Raw genomic sequence first — 18,463 nt, 5'->3', positions numbered from 1 at the left:
GGCACGAACAGGTTTACTGGCGGGCCGGTTCGCCTACAATTCCGGCGCTCCAAACGTCGCCCGCCGCCGACGTGCGGCACGGTCCTATCCGACGATTCCCGCGGCCTCGAGGAGATACGACGTTTGAGTCAGCATGCCTTGATCTGCGGCTCGGTGGCCTTCGACACCATCATGGTGTTCGAGGACCGTTTCCGGAATCACATCCTGCCCGACAAAATTCACATGCTGAACGTGTCGTTCCTGGTGCCGCAGATGCGGCGCGAGTTCGGCGGCTGCGGCGGCAACATCGCTTACAACCTCAAGCTGCTGGGCGACACGGGATATCTCATGGCCACCGTTGGCCGCGATGCCGGTTTATACCTGCAATGGATGAGCGATAACGGCATTCCCACGGACTACGTGCGAGTGATCGAAGCCGAGCACACCGCGCAGGGCTTCGTGACCACCGACCTGGATGACAACCAGATCTGGGCGTTCCACCCCGGCGCCATGCAGCTGTCGCATCTGAACGAAGTGACCCAGGCGCGCGACGAATTGGCGCGAGCCGAGCGCAGCGTCAAAGTGGGCATCGTGGCGCCGGATGGGCGCGAGGGCATGGTGCGTCACGCCGCGCAGTTCGCCGCCGCCGGCATTCCTTTCATTTTCGATCTCGGCCAGGCCATGCCGCTGTTCGACGGCGAGGCCCTCAAGACGTTCATCACCCAGGCCACCTATCTGGCGCTCAACGATTACGAATGGCAGGTGGTGCAGCAGCGCACCGGCTGGAGCGAAGCCCAAATACTCAATCACGTGCAGGCACTGATCGTGACGCGAGGCGCGGAAGGCTCGGTAATTCACACTCGGGGCGGCGAGATCGCCATCCCCGCGGCCAGGCCCAAGGCGGTGGTCGATCCCACCGGCTGCGGCGATGCCTACCGGGCCGGTCTGCTGTATGGCCTGCTGCACGGCCTGGATTGGCCCACCACCGGCCGCATCGCCTCGTTGCTGGGCGCGATCAAGATCGAATCGCGGGGCACGCAAAACCACCGCTTCGATAGGGACGAATTCGTTACCCGTTATCGGGAGAATTTTGGTACCCCGCTGTCACTCGCGACGGGTTAGCATTCGCTTCGGGACATAGGACTTTCTTAATGAGCAGCAGCAGCTTTTTGTTTACCTCGGAATCGGTTTCCGAGGGCCATCCGGACAAGGTCGCGGACCAGATCTCCGACGCGGTGCTGGATGCCATCCTGGCGCAGGACAAATATTCGCGGGTCGCCGCCGAAACGCTGTGCACGACCGGTCTGGTGGTGCTTGCCGGTGAAATCACCTCGAACTCGGTCGTCGACTACCAGGCCGTGGTGCGGGATACCATCAAGCGCATCGGCTACGACAACAGCGACTACGGCATCGACTACAAGGGCTGCTCGGTCCTGGTCGCGTATGGCAAGCAGTCCCAGGACATCGCGCAGGGTGTCGACGAAGGGCGCGGCATCGACCTGGACCAGGGTGCCGGCGACCAGGGCTTGATGTTCGGTTACGCCTGCGACGAAACGCCGAGCCACATGCCGCTGGCGATCTATCTGTCGCATCGCCTGGTCGAGCGCCAGGCGCAGTTGCGCAAGCAGGGCAAACTGCCCTGGCTGCGCCCGGATGCGAAGTCGCAGGTCACGATCCGTTACGTCGACGGCAAGCCCAAAGAGATCGACACGGTCGTGCTGTCCACGCAGCACCACCCGGACATCGAGCACAAGCAGCTCACCGAGGCGGTGATCGAAGAGATCGTCAAGCCGGTGCTGCCCAAGGAGATGATCGGCAAGAAAGTGAACTTCCTGATCAACCCCACCGGCCGCTTCGTGGTCGGCGGTCCGCAGGGCGACTGCGGCCTGACCGGCCGCAAGATCATCGTCGACACTTACGGCGGCTCGGCACCGCACGGCGGTGGCGCGTTCTCCGGCAAGGACCCTTCCAAGGTCGATCGTTCGGCAGCCTATGCCGCGCGTTATGTGGCCAAGAACATCGTCGCCTCGGGCCTGGCCACCAAGGCGCAGGTGCAGGTGTCCTACGCTATCGGCGTCGCCAGGCCCACCAGCATCATGGTGACCACCTTCGGCACCGGCAAAGTGTCCGATGAGCGCCTGGAAGAGCTGGTCGCCAAGCACTTCGACCTGCGCCCCAAGGGCATCATCCAGATGCTCGACCTGCTGCGTCCGATCTACCAGAAGACCGCCGCCTATGGCCATTTCGGCCGCGAAGAGCCGGAATTCACCTGGGAGAAGACCGACAAGGCCGAGCTGCTGGCGGCCGACGCGGGCGTCAAGCGCGCCGCCAACGGCTGACGAATACAGTGTATCGAGCCAGACGCCGGGTCCGACTGATCGTCGGGCCCGGCGTTTTACGTTAGAATCCCGCCCCCGCGAACCGAGGGGCGCTGCAGCAGCTTGAGGCGTTCTGCCCACGACCTGCCAGGCTCGGTTCGCTTGGCCTTGAGGCAACGGCGCCCTCCAACATGACGGAGAAACGTATGAGCGCAGTCGCCAAGCCTGCATCCACGGGTGATTTCCATGTGGCCGACCTGTCGTTGGCCGATTGGGGACGCAAGGAAATCCTGATCGCCGAGACCGAAATGCCCGGTCTGATGGCCATCCGTGAAGAGTTCGCGAAGTCCCAGCCCCTGAAAGGAGCCCGCATCACCGGCTCCCTGCACATGACCATTCAGACCGCGGTGCTGATCGAGACGCTACAGGCGCTCGGCGCCCAGGTCCGTTGGGCCTCGTGCAATGTGTTCTCGACCCAGGACCACGCCGCCGCCGCGATCGCCGCCAAGGGCACGCCGGTGTTCGCGTACAAGGGCGAGACGCTGGATGAGTACTGGGATTACACCCACCGCATCTTCGAATGGCCGGATGGCGGCTACTCGAACATGATCCTCGATGACGGCGGCGACGCGACGCTGCTGCTGCATCTGGGCACGCGTGCGGAAAGCGACAGCAGCGTGCTGAACAACCCCGGCAGCGAAGAAGAGACCTGCCTGTTCAACGCCATCAAGGCCAGGCTGAAGGTCGATCCGAAGTGGTATTCGACGCGCTTGAAACAAGTGAAGGGCGTGACCGAAGAGACCACCACCGGCGTGAAGCGGCTGTACCAGATGGCGAAGGAAGGCAAGCTCGCGTTCCCGGCCATCAACGTCAACGACTCGGTCACCAAGAGCAAGTTCGACAACCTCTATGGCTGCCGCGAGTCGCTGGTCGACGGCATCAAGCGCGCCACCGACGTCATGATCGCCGGCAAGGTCGCGGTCGTGGCCGGCTACGGCGACGTGGGCAAGGGCTCGGCGCAGGCACTGCGCGCCCTGTCGGCCACCGTGGTGGTCACTGAAATCGATCCGATCTGCGCCTTGCAGGCGGCGATGGAAGGTTATCGCGTGGTGACCATGGACGAGGCCGCCTCATATGGCGACATCTTCGTCACCACCACCGGCAACTTCCATGTGATCACGCACGATCACATGAAGCGGATGAAGAACAACGCCATCGTCTGCAACATCGGCCACTTCGACAACGAGATCGACGTGGCGTCGCTGAAGCAGTACCAGTGGGAAAACATCAAGCCGCAGGTCGACCATGTGATTTTCCCGGACGGCAAGCGAATCATCCTGCTGGCCGAAGGGCGCCTGGTCAACCTGGGGTGCGCAACCGGCCACCCGTCGTATGTGATGAGCTCCTCGTTCGCCAACCAGACGCTGGCGCAGATCGAGCTGTTCACGAATACCGCGAAGTACCCGGTCGGCGTCTATGTGCTGCCCAAGCACCTGGACGAGAAGGTGGCGCGGCTGCAGCTCGCCAAGCTCGGTGTGAAGCTCACGGAGCTGACCGATGCGCAGGCGAAGTACATCGGCGTCGACAAGGCCGGGCCGTACAAGCCGGATCACTACCGCTATTAAAACGACGACATCACAGGAGATGACCATGTCCGACGGCTCGATACCCTCCGCGAACCTGCCTTCCGTGTCCCGTGCCGTAGCTCCGGGTATCGGTCGAGGTTCCGGTGTGGAGAAGGCGCCGAGCGTGGTCCTCACCACGGCCTGCCCCGACACCACCGGTGTCGTGGCAGCCGTGTCCGGCTTTCTGGCCGCCCACAATTGTCTGATCACCGAGGCTCAGCACTACGACGATCCGATTTCGGACACGTCGTTCATGCGCACGGTGTTTCATGACAACGGCCAGGGCGCGCCGTCGTTGCAGAAGCTGGACGAGGCGTTCTCCAGCAACGTCGCGCAGCGCTTCGGCATGCGCTACCGGTTTTACGAGGCGCGGCGCAAGTGTCGCGCCGTGCTGGCCGTGTCCAAGCACGGCCACTGCCTGAACAGCATGTTGCATCGCTGGAGCACCGGCACGCTGCCCATCGAGGTGGTAGCGGTGGTGTCCAACCATCAGGACATGCGCAGTCTCAGCGAGTGGCACGGTGTGCCTTATCACTATCTGCCGGTGATCGATGGCCGCAAGGAAGAGCAGGAACAGCGCATCATCGAGCTGTTCGAAAAGGTCGACGGCGAGCTGCTGGTGCTGGCGCGTTACATGCAGATTCTCACGCCGCGAGCCTGCGAATATTTCGCCGGCCGGGCCATCAATATCCATCACTCCTTTCTGCCCGGCTTCAAGGGCGCCAAGGCTTATCACCAGGCGCATGCGCGCGGTGTGAAGCTGATCGGCGCGACGGCCCACTATGTGACGACGGATCTGGACGAAGGTCCGATCATCGAGCAGGAAGTGGCGCGCGTGGACCACACCCAGACCGCCGAAGAGCTGGTGAACATCGGCGCCGACCTGGAAAGCGTGGTGCTCAATCGGGCCGTGAAGTGGCACGCGGAGCGCCGCGTGTTCACCAATGGCAACAAGACGGTGGTGCTGAAGTGACTGCCAAGATCATCGACGGCAAGGCGATCGCAAAGAAGCTGCGGGCGGAATATCACGCGCGCGTCGATGCGTTGAGGTCTCGTTACGGTCTGACGCCGGCGTTGGCCGTCATCCTGGTCGGCGACAATCCGGCGTCGCAGTCCTACGTTCGCAACAAGATCGGCGGCTGCAGGGAAGTGGGCATCCGCTCCGAGCTGATCGAGCTGCCCAAGACCGTGAGCGAAGAGCAACTGCTCGATCATATCGAGCAGTTGAACAACGACGACACCATTCACGGCATCCTGGTGCAGCTGCCGCTGCCGCCGCACATCCGCGTGTCCAGCGTGCTCGAGCGCATTTCGGTCGAGAAGGATGTCGACGGGTTCCATCTGTACAACATGGGCGGGCTGGTCACGGGCAATACCGTGTTCTCGCCGTGCACGCCCTATGGCGTGCAGAAGATCCTGGAGCATGAAAACATTCCGGTCGAAGGCCGCAATGTCGTGGTGGTGGGCGCCAGCAACATCGTCGGCAAGCCCACCGCGCTGATGCTGATGCAGCAGGATGCGACGGTGGTCATCTGCCACAAGAAGACGGTCGACCTGGGCAATTTCACCTTGCTCGCGGACATTCTGGTGGTCGCGGCCGGGGTGCCGAACCTGATCGTGCCGCAGATCGTGAAAACCGGGGCGGTCGTCATCGACGTCGGTTTCAATCGTCTGCCCGACGGCCGCATCGTCGGCGACGTGGACTTCGAAGGTGTGAAGGAGAAGGCGTCGTACATCACGCCGGTGCCGGGTGGCGTCGGCCAGATGACGGTGACCATGCTCCTGCACAACACGATCCTGTCCGCCGAGCGCGCCGCGACTGCGACAACTTCGCCGTTCCGGCGCCGAGCCTGATTCCCTAAGCCAGTGATTGGCGGTTAGCGGTTAGCGGTTGGTGGTTAGGGCAGTATTCAGCTCTTTTCTGGCTAACCGCTAACCGCTAACCGCCAACCGCTGGTCACGCCTAAGCCAGCATCGCCACGCGGCGGAACATCACCGCCGCGAGTTGCGAGCCCATGCCGCTGCCGACGAAGACCATGCGATTGTTGGCGGTGAGCTGATGCAGCCAGTCGAACGCGCCACCGTCGATCAATGGCATGGGATTGCCGTCCGGGGTGCCCGCGTCGAGCATGAATCGCAAGCCATCGTAGTATTTGTGCTCGAGCGGTTCGATCGCAGCTGAAATTTCCGGAATGGCCGCCGCGATGCGCTGCGCGAGATGCAAACGTTCTGGTGTCGCCAGCAGGCGCAGCCGGCGATCCGGAAAGTGATAACCGTGCTTTTCCAGCCGGTCGAGCGCTGCGATGTGGGTGCGAATGTGGTGCGTCAGCGCCTCGGTCACCAAGGCATGATCCTTTCGCTCGTGGCCTGCCGTTGCCAGGCAGAACATTCGGAAGTGCGCCGCGAATCCCGGGCGTTTGGGCACGGCCTGGGCGCGAACGCATCGATGGGAGGTGGTGAGTTTCACCACTGCATCGGGTGCGGCTCGCAATCGCCTGGCGCATTCCAATGCCAGCGCGTTGGTCGGGTCGGAGACCACCTCAGTCCCGCGCGCCGTGGACACAATCCTGTTCTGGCTGGTCAAGGCCACTGCTGAGCACGTTGCCAGTGGCGCAAGCGGCGACAGTTCCAGTGCCTCGAAATCGGCTGCTGCCGCCAGCAAGTGCGAGTCGAGCTGATTCAGCGTGCGTTGATCGACAGCGCACGGCTGCACGAACCTGTCGGTTTCCCATTGCTGACGAACCAGCGCGGGCGTGCGCTGCGCGGCCCGGCGCTCGAACACCGCAAGCAGCAGCGACCACAGCTCGGTCGCGGCCATTCCCTGCGATAGCGCGTCACGCAGGGTCTCGTCGACGTTGACAGGCTCCGTCGGGGTCATGGCACGCCGAGACTACACCAGTCGGGTGGCCACGGGGCTTTGCGCGAGTGCTGCGCATCGCGGACAATCGGCGGATCACAGGTTTCGAGATGGGATATGCGATTCTCAGCGGTTGCTTTCATCGCCCTCGCGGCCGTGGCGTTGCCTTTCGGCGCGCACGCCGACTGCACGCGGCCCGATGCCAAGATGACGATTCCCGACGGCACCGCCGCTACCGAAGCGGAGATGAAGGTCGCGGCCGAGGCCCTGCTGAAGCTCGATCAGGAAGTCGGCGAATATCTGCGCTGTATCAAGGGGGAGACCAGCCAGGCCACCGTCGGCAAGGACGCGCAGACGCGCGAAAAGATCCTGCAGGAATATGTCGACTCGCATAATTCGATGAGCGACCAGCTGGCGGGGCTGGCAGCCTGTTTCAACGCCAACCTGGACAGTTATCGCAACACCAAGGGCGGTGCCGGCGGCAAGACGGCGGATTGTTCGACGCACATGGCGGCCGCAAAGAATCGCGCCAGCGCGCCGGCGCCGGGCGGAACCCCTGTGCCGAGCTCGCTCGTGAAAGAAGCGGACGGTCATTCGTTCGAGCTGCCGGGAGGGGCCTGGAGCTACACCCTGATTCGCGACGAGACGCCGCGTTCCTGCGGCGCAAACGCGGCCGGCAAAGTGTGTGTGAAGCGCACGGTATTCGTGACCAACGGCTCCGATCAGGAGCTGGAATGCAAGGCGTACATTAAATATGAAGGCACCGATGCCCAGGGCCGCGTGCAAACCGACGGGCAGGCCGTCGTATCCAGGCAAACATTGCGAGCCGTGACGTGGAGCCTGGCGGAGCAGGGGGTGAGCGCGTCGACCTTCGAAGCGATTTGCACGCCACGAGCACCGCTGCCGCCGCTCGATACCAAAGCCGGCTGCAAGTATGAAGTAGTGAAGCCGGTGAATATCTCCGACTTCTATCCGGAGGAATCGCGGCAGATGGACGAGCAGGGGCCGGTGGTCGTGGAGTTCACGGTGCCTGGCAAGGCGGCCAGCCCGACCAATGTCAAAGTGATCGCGAGCAGCCTGTCACCGCGGTTGGATCAAGGCGCGGTGCAAGCCGTCAGCGCCATGGTCATGAGCAGCGAGTGCAAGAATCAGCGTTATCGGCTGCGCTTGAATTTCCAGTTGGAGCAGTAGTGCTCAGTGGAGCGCGAGCAGCCATGCGGCGGCGAGCGTCGCGAGGCTGAGCGCTCCGCTCGTCAATTGCAGGCCGCGTGAATCGAAGCGTTGCTCGGGAATCTTCCCGAGCAGGGCGCCGAGCACACAGCCGCTCACGAAGCCAGTCACGTGTGCGACGACGTCGGTTCGTTCGCCGCCGGCACCAAGAAAACCCAACAGAATCACACCCGCGATCAACGGCCCGAGCCGCCTGGCCCATCGTAGGTTGGTGGCGGTCTCGAGCACCCATGCATACGCGCTCAAGATGCCCAGCGTTGCGAACACCGCGGTCGATGCACCGATGGAGCTTTGTTGCTCGGGCATCCACAACGCGTCCAATGCGTTGCCCATCATCGCGCCGATCAAGATGCTCGCCCACGCGACTCCGCTGCCCAATGCGCGCGAGGCGAGATAACCCAGCACGGTCCCGAAAGCGAGATTGCTCAGCAGGTGGCCCACATCCGCATGCAAGGTGAGCGCGGTTACGACTCGCCACCATTCGTGCGTCGCTGGAATAGCGCCGTTCAGCGCTCCTGCTTCGAGCCAGTCGAAACCGAACAGGCCACTGCCGGCGGCGTAGGCCACTGCGATCATCACCAGCGCGTATACGATCGAGCCAGTCCACGCGCGCGGATGCACTTTCGGCTGTTTCGGAACATGAAGCGGAACGGTCGCTTCCCGGGCCACAGCAGTCAGATGATGTCGCGCCAGGTCAGCTGACTCCTCGGGCACCACCACGACGAACATCCCTCCTCGCACCACCGTCCACGAGTGAATGCCGACCGCCGAGAGAATCAGTGTCTGCTGATCGCAGTCCGGCATTCGCAACGAGCGAAAGACCTCGACCAGATTCGAAGGCGCTTCTTCAGGGGGCATGGTCCGGGCGAGGGCCTGTGGTGGTTCTTTGGGCGAATCGGCCGGGATGGGGGCGCCGGGCTGCAATTCCAAGGTCAGGGCCCGTGGGGCCGCGGGGCCTGGACTAACATAGAATTGATCGAAACCGCCAAGCCGCAAACCCGAGGGCTACAAGCTGTCCGATGAGTCGCCCGTCGAGGTCCGGCCGGGTCGTGGTCGGAACAAGCGGCGGTGGTGTTCGTCCTACCAGTGGGTTCGAACGGGTTTGGAGAATCAATATGAGCGACTCGATGCAAAGATCACGACGGCGATGGCGAGGTTTGTTTCTCGCTGCCTGGTGCGGCGGGATGTTGATGCCGATGGTCGGCGGTGCGGCCCAGGAATCGGCTGAGGATTCAGGGCCGGTTCAGGCGGCTTGGAAGACGCAGGAGATCCGGTACAGCTATACCGGCTTCACCACCGCCTACGATTGCAATGCTGCCGAGGATCGATTGAAGGCGATCCTGCGTGCGGTTGGTGCGCACGAGCAAACCAAGGTCTCGGCGCAAGGCTGCGAGCTCAATCGACCGTCGAGGAATTTCTTCGTCACGATTACGACGGCTACACCGGTGCCGGCTACGGATGTGCCCAAGGGGGCGGTCGATTCCAGCCGTGAGGATCTACTCAAGCGGCTGGGTGTGCCGTCCAAGAAGCTGGACGAGATTTTTCCGGCGGAGTGGAAGACGGTGCAGCTGTCCAAAGACCGCAAGCTGAATCTCCAGCCGGGCGACTGCGAGTTGATGCAGGGACTGCAAGATCACGTGCTGCCGAAGTTGTCGGTGAAGATCGTGTCCCAGCGCATTCAGTGCGTGCCGAGGCAGCTGCCGTTGCTGACGCCGGAGTTGACGGTGGAGGCGTTGGTGCCGGTGAAGACGGCGGATCAGACGAAGTCTTGACCCCCTCACCCCGGCCCTCTCCCCCAGAGGGGGAGAGGGAGATGGGAGTCTGAGGCCCTCTCCCGTAGAGGGTGAGAGGGAGATGGGAGTCCTGAGCCCATCTTCCCAAAAGGGAGAGGGAGGTAGGGAGTTCTGAGCCCCTCTCCCTTTGGGAGAGGGGTTGGGGTGAGGGCGTCCCAACATGGAAGTACGAATGTGACTAAGGAATCCCCAACCGACGCACGCGAATTCGCTCGCACCCTGCGAGCAAACTCGACGGAGGCAGAGCAACGGCTTTGGGCCAACCTTCGCAACCGGCGGCTCGCGGGTTTCAAGTTTCGCAGACAGCAGCCGCTTGGGCCTTACATCGTCGACTTCGTTTGCGTGGAGCGAAAACTGATCGTGGAAGCCGATGGCGGACAGCACGCAGATCGGCGGGAATATGACGATGCGCGCAGCGAGTACTTGGAACGGCGCGGGTATCGCGTGCTTCGGTTTTGGAATAACGATGTCTTGTTGGAAACAGAGGCGGTGTTGGAGGTGATTTTGAAGGGGCTGCTTGACCCCTCACCCGAGCCTCTACCGCAAGCCCCCTCACCCCGGCCCTCTCCCCAAGGGGAGAGGGGGAAAGGCGTGAGAGTTGAGGCATCAGCCTCTCCTCAAAGGGAGAGGGGGAAAGGCGGTGAGAGTTGAGGCATCAGCCGCTCCCCTCGGGAGCCCCTCTCCCTTTGGGAGAGGGGTTGGGGGTGAGGGTCCGAGGGTTGGGGGTGAGGGTCCGAGGGCGGTCAGCCGACCAGTTTGATGACTTCCTGCTTCTGCGCGGCGGAGAGCAGCGGGCCGAAGCCAGCTTTGAGATTGTCGCTCTGCCGATCGGGTTTGCCAGTGGCTGGAATGACTGCCGTCACCGCTTCATGGCTGAGACAGAACTTCAGGAACATCTGCGCCCATGAGGTGATGCCGAGCTCGCTGGCCCAGGCGGGCAGCGATTTGCCCTTGACCTGATTGAACAGCTTGCCGTCGTTGAAATTGCGATTGGCGAGCACTGCGATGCCGAGGTCCTGGGCCATCGGGAACAGGCGGCGCTCGGCGCCGCGATTGGTGACCGAATAGTTGATCTGCAGGAAGTCCGGCTTGGTTTCCTGAACCACGTCGGCGAGCTGGTCGTGCGCGGAGTCCAGGTAGTGAGTGATGCCCGTGTACTTCACCTTGCCTTGTTTCTGCAGCTCGCGAGCTACCGCCAGCTGCGTCTTCCAGTCGCCGAGGTTGTGAACCTGCAGCAGCTCGACCTTGTCGGTGCGCAACGATTGCAACGATCTCTGGAACTGCTTCAGGCCCTGCTCGCGCCCCGAAACGCCGGACAGCTTGGTGGCGATGAACGCCTTGGGCCGCAGCCCGGCATCGTCCAGCAAGAGACCGAGGATATCTTCGGCATTGCTGTAGGTGGGAGCCGTGTCGATGATGGTCGCGCCGGCATCGAAGAAGCGCTTCAGCACTTCTTTCAACGCCGTGTATTCGGGACTGCCCTGAGTGATCTCGAAACTGCCCGAGGTGCCCATGCCGATGGCCGGCACGCGCTCGCCGCTGGAGGGAATGGTTCGCGTCAACATCTCGTCCTCGCTTGCCGCTGCGGCCAGAGACGTCCATGAAGAGCCGAGCAGCGCCGAGCCGGCGAGCAGCGCGGACTGGCCGATGAACTGGCGGCGTGTAGACATTGCAAATTCTCCTGTCGTAGAACCGGTTAAGTTACTGGGCTTGTCGTGCTCGATCAATTCTGCAACCAGCGCGCCAGCCACCGGTGCACTTCAGCGAAGAACTGCCGGCTGTTGTCTCCCTGCAGGATCCAGTGATTCTCGTCGGGGAACACCAGCAGCCGGCTTTCGACCTGCTGACGCTGCAAGGCATTCCAATATTCCAAGGTGTTGTTCAGCGGCACGCGAAAGTCTCGCTCGCCGATCGTCACCAGCACCGGCGTTTTCCATTGCGATGCGTATCGGATCGGATTCTGCGCATCCCAATCCACGCCTTGCTGCCACGGCGGGCCGCCCATGTTCCGTTCGCGCGGATAAGTGATATCGCTGGTGGCCCACTGACTCTCGAGATTGACGAGTCCCGCGTGACTGATCAGGCAGCGATATCGAGTGGTGCTCGCCTGCAACCAGTTCGCAAGATGACCGCCGTAACTCGCGCCACCGGCGCATTGACGCGTGCCATCGATGAACGCGTAGCGTGCGATCGCTTCATCGGCGGCCTGGTTGATCTCCAGCGCCGGCCCTTCCAGCGGGTCGCCCTGAATGGCTTGTGAGAATGCTGCGCCGAAGCCGGTCGAACCGGTGTAATTGGTCAGCAGCACGACATAGCCCGGCGCCGCGAGCAGGTGATAGTTCCAGCGCAGGAAGAAGGTGTCGCGCCACATGCCGTGCGGACCGCCATGCATGAGCACCAGCAACGGATATTTCCTGGCGGGATCGAAGCCCGGCGGACGCACGATCATGTTATGAATCTGCGCGCCGCGTTTGCTCTCGAACCAGAAATGTTCGACAGGCGCCAGATCCAACGCTGCGACCTTGTCTGCGGAGAAACGCGTCAGCGCCTGATGCGTGCCGCGCTGAAGATCGATGCGGACGAGCTCCGCTGGACTGACGGCGCTATCGAAGTTGGCGATCAGCACCGGTACGCTGCTTTTGTCTGCGCCGACGAGGTTGATATAGCCGCCAGCCTTCAACTCGAAGGCCAGTTTCGCCTCGCCGCCGCTGCTCTTGCCGCGAAAGATCTTGGAATGACCGGCGTCTTCCGCAAGCAGGTAAACGTCGCGACTGTTGGGTGCGATCGTGAAGCTCAAAGGATCGCGTTCGGCCGGTAACGTGATATCGGCGCGTCGCTCGAGTGAAGGCCAGTCGAACACCGCGAGGCGTGTCGGGCTGAAGACCGCCCGGCCGCGAACTTCGCGCAACGCATACAGGCTGCGGCCATCCGGGCTGAACTGCGGCTCGCTCCAGCCGTCGGTGCCTTTGAGATCGTCGCTGCCCGTGAGACGGCGCGGTTCGCCACCGCTGCCGGACACCTGCCACAGCTCGGTGTTGGTGAAATCGAAGGCGGCACGATTGGCATTGCGCGAGGCGGTGAAGATCAGGCTCTCGCCATCAGGCGCCCACGTGAGATCGAGCTCGCTCGAGCTCGGTGTGCAGCGGCCACTGAAGCCCGGCTGCTGGATCATCTCGCTGCCCGCGAACAGATCGCGTGCGTCGTTCAGGCCCACGGTCTGCACGAACGCATGCGGTTGTCGATTCTCCGGCAGCCACACATCCCAGTTGCGGATGGGAAAGCCATCGTAAGCGCGCATCTTGTATTTGCGTGCCTTTTCTTCGGCGACGATGCGTTTGCTGTCCTCGTCGTTACGACTCTCCGGCGCCACGTCGCTGGTAAAGGCAATCTTGCGGCCATCGGGCGAGAATTTCGGAAGGCGCGCGCCCGTGCTGAGGCTCGTCGCTCGCAGCGCTTCGCCGCCGCCGGCAATATCCAGAATGTAGATCTGATTCACCTCGTCGCCATCACGCTTGGCTGCGAAGGCGATGCGCTTGCTATCCGGACTCCAACTCGTGCCGGATTCCGCCGCTCGGGTTTGCGTCAGCCGGCGCGGCGGTGTCTTGCCGTCGGTGGCCACCAGCCACAAATCGCTGGCTTGCTGATCGTTGCTGTAGGCCGGTTCGGTGACGCTGAAAACTGCCAGCTTGCCGTCGGGGCTCACGGCCGGCGCGCTCACTCGCGGCATGAGCCAGATGTCTTCGTGCGTGACGGCCCGGCGTCCCGAGGGCTGGTGGGACGCCTGTGTGGCGGGAATTGCGGCGATTGCAGTCGAGGCGAGGGCGAGCAGGGCGGCGGTGCGCGTTGACCAACGCAATGATCGGGTTGTCACTGGCGGCGGCTCCTTGTGGGTTCGTGCGAGCTACAGTCTGGTCGATCGAGCGGTCGATCTTACCGATCGATGCTGCGGCTGCGCGAGCGATTGTCCGTTTCGGCAGTATCGGGTCCATTGCGGTACATCGCGTTGTCAGATCCAGAGTGAATAACGCAATATTCCGCACGCTTCACCCCGGCGCGAACCCACGACAGAGTGGACCGCGAAGCTCATCCCAAGTAGACAGACGCGCCGTCGTAGCTCGAGGCCCCATATGGATGTGTTCCTGAGGCAGCTGCGCAGCCTCAAAAAGTTATTGCGCCGACGTGGCGCCACGCCCGACCAGGCGGAGGACCTGGTCCAGGAAGCGGTGCTCCGCCTGCACGCCTATACCCGGCAGGGTAATCAGGTGCAGAACCAGGAAGCATTCCTGACCCGCACGGCGCTCAACCTGGCGGTGGATCAGCACCGGCATGCGCGACTCGACAGTTATGAGAGCGAGCCGGTCGAGAACCTGGATCTGCCCGATCTGGAGCCTGCGCCGGATGAGGTTTTCGCTGCTGAGCAACGTCTGATGAAGATGCAGGCGGCGCTCGAGCGTGCCAACTCCAGGACCCGGGACGTGTTCTTCATGCATCGTCTATACGGTTTCAGCCATGCCGAGATCGCGCGCCGCCTGGGAATCAGCGTCAGCGCCGTGGAAAAGCATGTGGCCAGCGCCGTGACGATTCTCGCCATGGAGCGGCAGCAGGAACCGGATTGCAGCGACTGAGCCCCGAGCGCGACGACGCCGCGACGACGCTTCGCCAAACAACCAAACCAGAGCACGAGTCCAAGAGCAACCAGAGAACAACCGCAAAAGAATTAACCACAGAACGAATCAGAGCACGAACCCCAATGAGCCCCACCGAGTCGCAAACCCGCCAGCCCGTGCCACCAGCGCGCCTGGCCGAGGCCAGCGTGTGGATCGCCAGGTTGCACGGCGACGCACGTGGGCGCGAGCTCGAGGATGGGTTGCGGCGCTGGCTACAGGAAGATCCGGACAACGCGCGAGCATTCGAGCTCGCCACCGAAGTCTGGGAAGAGGCAGCCAATCTGCGTCGTTTCATTGCGCTACCCCGTAGCGAGCGACGGCCGGCTCGCATGTGGTTTCGCCCGCTGCTGGCGGCTGCATCGTGCGCGATCGTGCTGGTCATCGCCGGTTTCCTCTGGCTGCAGTATCGCGGCGTGATCACCACCGATGTGGGCGAGCAGCGCCAGGTGGTGCTCGACGATGGCACTCGCGTCTTCCTCAATACCGACACGCGCATCGAGGTGAATTTCGAGCAGCAGGTGCGGCGCGTCGAATTGCGTCGAGGCGAAGCATTCTTCAACGTGGCCAAGCGCAAGGAGTGGCCGTTCGTCGTGGTGGTGGGCGATCGTGAGGTGCGCGCGCTGGGCACTTCGTTTGTCGTTCGCAAAGATGCCGGTCGCACGGCGGTGACATTGGTGGAAGGAAGCGTGCTGGTCACGCCTCTGCCCACCGCGGTCAACACTGTCGCTCCGAAGATCATCGAGGCCCCAGGTGCCGCGGCGCAGCTGCCGTCGGAGCTCGCGTCCGTTCCCAGCGAGCATGGCGGCACGCGCGTCGAGGGCGTCAAGCTCGCGCCGGGTCAGCGGCTGACGTTCAGCAATGATGCGCCGGTCGAGCTCGACACGCCGTCGGTGGAGCGCACCACCGCGTGGCGTCGTGGCCAGGTGATTCTGGATGACACGCCGCTGCAGGCTGCGGCTGCCGAAATGAATAGATACAACCAGACCAAGCTGGTCGTTCAGGACCCCGAGGCGGGAGCGTTATTGATCAATGGGTTGTTTCAAGCGGGCGACTCCACGCACTTCGCCAATGCGGTGGCGCAGGCGTATGGACTGACAGTCATTCAGCGAGGCAACGACATCGTAATTTCCGGCAAACCTGTTCAGTGAGGTTTTTACAAAGCTACAACGTCGATTAACCGGGGTGTCGGGAATCCTGACGATGTCTGTCGTTCAGGATTTTGGGGATTCGGGACTGCCAACTGGTTAGGAGACCACTTTGAGTACCAATAGACGGAACGTTCGTGCCTCTTTTCGCCTGTCGCGGGCTGGAACGCTTGCAGCGAGCGTTTTGGCCATTCTCACGGCCGCGGCCGATGCGCAGGCCGTGACTGAATGGGATTTGCCCGAGCAGCCGCTCGCCAAATCGTTGCGAGCCATCGCGTCTCAATCCGAGAGCAACATCATCTTCGACCGCAAGCTGGTGAACAACCGGCTGGCGCCACCGCTGAAGACTCAAGCCAGTGCCGAAGATGCGCTGTTGCAGGTGCTGGAAGGCACCGGTCTCACGTATCGCCATCTCGATGAGAAGACAGTCACGATCCAGCTCGCGAGCACGGATCCCTCGGCGGCGACCAGCGCGCTGTACGGGTTGAAGGATGGCCGCATCCGCCTGGCACAGGCGGAGACGGACGAGACACGGCGGGGCCGCACGGTCGAGGGCCGCACGCTGATCGATATCGAAGAGATCATCGTCACCGGTACGAACATCCGTGGTATCGAGAACAGCACGGCGCCGGTCATCGTGCTGTCCAGAGAGTACATCGATTCCACCGGTTTCGGCTCCGTGACCAAGCTGGTTGAATCGTTGCCGCAGAACTTTGCGCTGGCGAATCAAAGCAGCTTGCCGGACGGCTCGGGAGCGGTCAGCAACTCCAGGGAACAAGGTTCGTCCATCAATCTGCGCGGCATCGGCGAGGGCACCACGCTGGTGTTGCTGAATGGCCGCCGGCTCGCGCCAGGCTTCAGATCCGCTGCCGCCGACATCTCCTCGCTGCCGTTGACCGCGATTGATCGGATCGAGATTCTGACGGACGGCGCTTCGGCTATTTACGGTTCCGACGCGGTGGGCGGCGTCGTGAACTTCATCCTCCGCGAAGACTTCGAAGGCGCGGAAACGCGAGTGCGCGCAGGTTTCGCCGACGGCACCAACGAGTATCGCGTGAGCCAGGCCCTGGGCAATTCCTGGTCCTCCGGCAATGCATTGCTATCGGTGGAATATTACAAGCGGGACGAATTGCTCACGCGCGATCGTGACTTCATTCCAGCAAACGTTGCGGCGGTCGGGCTGTTGCCCGAAGACGAAAATATTTCGGCGGTGTTCACCGGCGAGCAGCAGTTGTCCGGGACGGTCACCGCATTTGCGGACGTGCTCTATGCACAGCGCGACAGCTTCAATCGCGCAGCTCGCGTTACCCCCACTTTCGGCGGAGATGCACCCAGCGCCGAGGTGGACAATCCCCAGCTCAATGCGACGCTGGGCCTGAACTGGGCGCTGGGCGGCGACTGGCAGCTCGAGCTGTCGGGCTCCTATGGGAGCAACGATCTGGAAACCAAGGCCGGAGGAATCAACTTCCAAGGCAGCGCTTTCGACTCCAAATTCGAAACCACGTCGGGAAGAATCAAGGCGGACGGTACGGTGCTCGGCTTGCCCGGCGGCAACCTGCGCATGGCCATCGGGGCCGACTATCGTTCCGAGACTTATGAGGACACCAATACGCTCGCCGGTGGCATCGTCCTCAGCTCGACCGACACTGATCAAGACGTCAGTTCCGCGTTCGCAGAACTGTACATTCCCCTCGTCGGCGAACCCAATGCGATGGCCGGGGTGAGAGCCCTGGAGCTGTCGCTGGCCGGACGCTACGACGACTATTCGAGTTTTGGTTCTTCCTTCGACCCGCAGTACGGCCTGATGTGGGAACCGGTTGAGGGTCTGCGCCTGCGCGCCAGGCACGGTACCTCATACAAGGCACCGAACCTGGTCGAGTACAGCTTCGGCGGCAATGTTGCGGCGGCGGTGCTGTCGGTGGATCCGATGTCGCCCACCGGATTCAGTTATCAGCTGCAGGTCCTCGGCACCGATGTCGACAGCTTGAGAGCCCAGGAGTCCACCAGTACCTCGTTCGGCCTGGAGTTCACCCCGGAAGCGATCAAGGGCCTGGCCATGACGGTGAACTACTACCGGATCAAGTACCGCAATCGGATCACGACTCCGCCGGTTGCTCCGGTGGCCCTGGCGGATCCGGCCTCTTTCGGCAGCTTGTTCATTCGCAACCCGTCGATCGATCAGGTCAATCAGTTCATCGCCATCGGCCAGCTCGGCCCGCTGGGCTTCATTCCACTCAGCCCGATCGACTTCATGTTCGATCCGAATTTCGATCCGGCGACGGTGGAAGTCATCACGGATGGCAGGCGGCGCAACCTGAGCTTGGTGGAAACCAATGGCTTGGACTTTTCCACGCGCTACGATTTCGGCGTCGGCTCCTCCAATGTCGCTATCGGCATCGACGCGACCTACGTGCTGCAGATCGAGCAGCAGATCACCAGCACCAGCGCGCCGTTCGACACGGACGATACATTCGGCAATCCGCCGAACCTGCGCATGCGTGCCATGGCCAGCTGGCAACGTGGCAGCTGGAGCGCCAATGCGTTCGTGAACTACACCGACTCGTACACGGACAACAGACTCACCGTGCCGGTGTCGATCGACGCCTTCACGACAGTGGATGCGCGCGTGGCTTATTCCTTCTCGAATCAGTTCAGCAGCGGCTTCCTGTCGGGAGTGACGGTGGGCCTCAGCGTACTGAATCTGCTGGATGAGGATCCGCCGAGCACGGTCGTGCAGTCGCCTCCCATCGCTCCGAGTTTCGACCTGGGTTTCGACCCCACCAACGCCAGCCCGCTGGGCCGGTTCTTCGCGCTGGAGTTCACGAAAACGTGGTAGCTCACTCTGGGCC

Annotated in this window: 15 protein-coding genes and 1 riboswitch; of the genes, 11 read left to right on the top strand and 4 right to left on the bottom strand. The window is 62.6% G+C overall.

The window, feature by feature from the left end; translation table 11 throughout:
* Positions 1 to 171 precede the first annotated feature (171 nt).
* The 5 genes from VGE08_RS15990 to folD all read left to right on the top strand — a co-directional run bounded on the left by VGE08_RS15990 (position 172) and on the right by folD (position 5,776).
* Positions 172 to 1,101 (top strand): carbohydrate kinase family protein, encoded by a 930-nt coding sequence (locus tag VGE08_RS15990; protein WP_349258718.1) that lies wholly within the window; start codon positions 172 to 174, stop codon positions 1,099 to 1,101.
* Between the two features lie 29 nt (positions 1,102 to 1,130).
* Positions 1,131 to 2,318, top strand: coding sequence for a methionine adenosyltransferase (gene metK / locus VGE08_RS15985; protein ID WP_331068909.1), 1,188 nt, complete (start codon positions 1,131 to 1,133; stop codon positions 2,316 to 2,318).
* A gap of 78 nt (positions 2,319 to 2,396) precedes the next feature.
* A riboswitch (S-adenosyl-L-homocysteine riboswitch) is annotated at positions 2,397 to 2,489 on the top strand.
* A gap of 14 nt (positions 2,490 to 2,503) precedes the next feature.
* The gene (gene ahcY, locus VGE08_RS15980) at positions 2,504 to 3,922 is read left to right on the top strand and encodes an adenosylhomocysteinase (protein WP_331068908.1); all 1,419 of its coding nucleotides are present in this window, start codon (positions 2,504 to 2,506) and stop codon (positions 3,920 to 3,922) included.
* A gap of 106 nt (positions 3,923 to 4,028) precedes the next feature.
* On the top strand, positions 4,029 to 4,895 hold the full coding sequence (gene purU, locus VGE08_RS15975; RefSeq protein ID WP_349258717.1) for a formyltetrahydrofolate deformylase: 867 nt from the start codon (positions 4,029 to 4,031) through the stop codon (positions 4,893 to 4,895).
* A complete protein-coding gene (gene folD / locus VGE08_RS15970; RefSeq protein WP_331068906.1) occupies positions 4,892 to 5,776 on the top strand; it encodes a bifunctional methylenetetrahydrofolate dehydrogenase/methenyltetrahydrofolate cyclohydrolase FolD in 885 nt (294 codons plus the stop codon). Before purU ends, folD begins: the two co-directional genes overlap by 4 nt.
* Positions 5,777 to 5,885: 109 nt before the next feature.
* On the opposite strand, the gene VGE08_RS15965 is transcribed toward folD, so the two are convergent.
* Positions 5,886 to 6,800, bottom strand: coding sequence for a hypothetical protein (locus VGE08_RS15965; protein WP_331068905.1), 915 nt, complete (start codon positions 6,798 to 6,800; stop codon positions 5,886 to 5,888).
* Positions 6,801 to 6,896: 96 nt separating this feature from the next.
* On the opposite strand from VGE08_RS15965, the gene VGE08_RS15960 reads away from it, so the two are divergent.
* The gene (locus tag VGE08_RS15960) at positions 6,897 to 7,970 is read left to right on the top strand and encodes an energy transducer TonB (protein ID WP_331068904.1); all 1,074 of its coding nucleotides are present in this window, start codon (positions 6,897 to 6,899) and stop codon (positions 7,968 to 7,970) included.
* A 3-nt stretch (positions 7,971 to 7,973) separates the two neighbouring features.
* On the opposite strand, the gene VGE08_RS15955 is transcribed toward VGE08_RS15960, so the two are convergent.
* Entirely contained in the window at positions 7,974 to 8,867 is an 894-nt protein-coding gene (locus tag VGE08_RS15955; RefSeq protein ID WP_331068903.1) for a rhomboid family intramembrane serine protease, read from the bottom strand.
* A 269-nt stretch (positions 8,868 to 9,136) separates the two neighbouring features.
* On the opposite strand from VGE08_RS15955, the gene VGE08_RS15950 reads away from it, so the two are divergent.
* Entirely contained in the window at positions 9,137 to 9,781 is a 645-nt protein-coding gene (locus VGE08_RS15950; protein WP_331068902.1) for a hypothetical protein, read from the top strand.
* A gap of 165 nt (positions 9,782 to 9,946) precedes the next feature.
* Positions 9,947 to 10,453, top strand: a complete 507-nt coding sequence (locus VGE08_RS26385) for an endonuclease domain-containing protein (protein WP_349258714.1) — start codon at positions 9,947 to 9,949, stop codon at positions 10,451 to 10,453.
* Positions 10,454 to 10,545: 92 nt separating this feature from the next.
* Here VGE08_RS26385 and VGE08_RS15945 read toward each other — a convergent pair whose 3' ends face one another.
* Together VGE08_RS15945 and VGE08_RS15940 are read right to left on the bottom strand one after the other, a co-directional pair.
* The gene (locus tag VGE08_RS15945; protein ID WP_331068901.1) at positions 10,546 to 11,472 is read right to left on the bottom strand and encodes an aldo/keto reductase; all 927 of its coding nucleotides are present in this window, start codon (positions 11,470 to 11,472) and stop codon (positions 10,546 to 10,548) included.
* A gap of 53 nt (positions 11,473 to 11,525) precedes the next feature.
* Complete coding sequence (locus VGE08_RS15940; RefSeq protein ID WP_331068900.1) at positions 11,526 to 13,673, bottom strand: S9 family peptidase; 2,148 nt, start codon at positions 13,671 to 13,673, stop codon at positions 11,526 to 11,528.
* A 256-nt stretch (positions 13,674 to 13,929) separates the two neighbouring features.
* Between VGE08_RS15940 and VGE08_RS15935 the strand changes: the two genes are divergently transcribed.
* The 3 genes from VGE08_RS15935 (at position 13,930) to VGE08_RS15925 (ending at position 18,450) form a co-directional block, all read left to right on the top strand.
* A complete protein-coding gene (locus tag VGE08_RS15935; protein ID WP_331068899.1) occupies positions 13,930 to 14,427 on the top strand; it encodes an RNA polymerase sigma factor in 498 nt (165 codons plus the stop codon).
* Between the two features lie 125 nt (positions 14,428 to 14,552).
* Entirely contained in the window at positions 14,553 to 15,617 is a 1,065-nt protein-coding gene (locus tag VGE08_RS15930; protein ID WP_331068898.1) for a FecR family protein, read from the top strand.
* A 109-nt stretch (positions 15,618 to 15,726) separates the two neighbouring features.
* Positions 15,727 to 18,450 (top strand): TonB-dependent receptor, encoded by a 2,724-nt coding sequence (locus tag VGE08_RS15925; protein WP_331068897.1) that lies wholly within the window; start codon positions 15,727 to 15,729, stop codon positions 18,448 to 18,450.
* Positions 18,451 to 18,463: the final 13 nt, after the last annotated feature.

The sequence above is a fragment of the Steroidobacter sp. genome, from assembly GCF_036406195.1.
Taxonomy (GTDB): Bacteria; Pseudomonadota; Gammaproteobacteria; order Steroidobacterales; family Steroidobacteraceae; genus Steroidobacter.
This window is presented reverse-complemented; position numbering and strand designations above follow the sequence as displayed.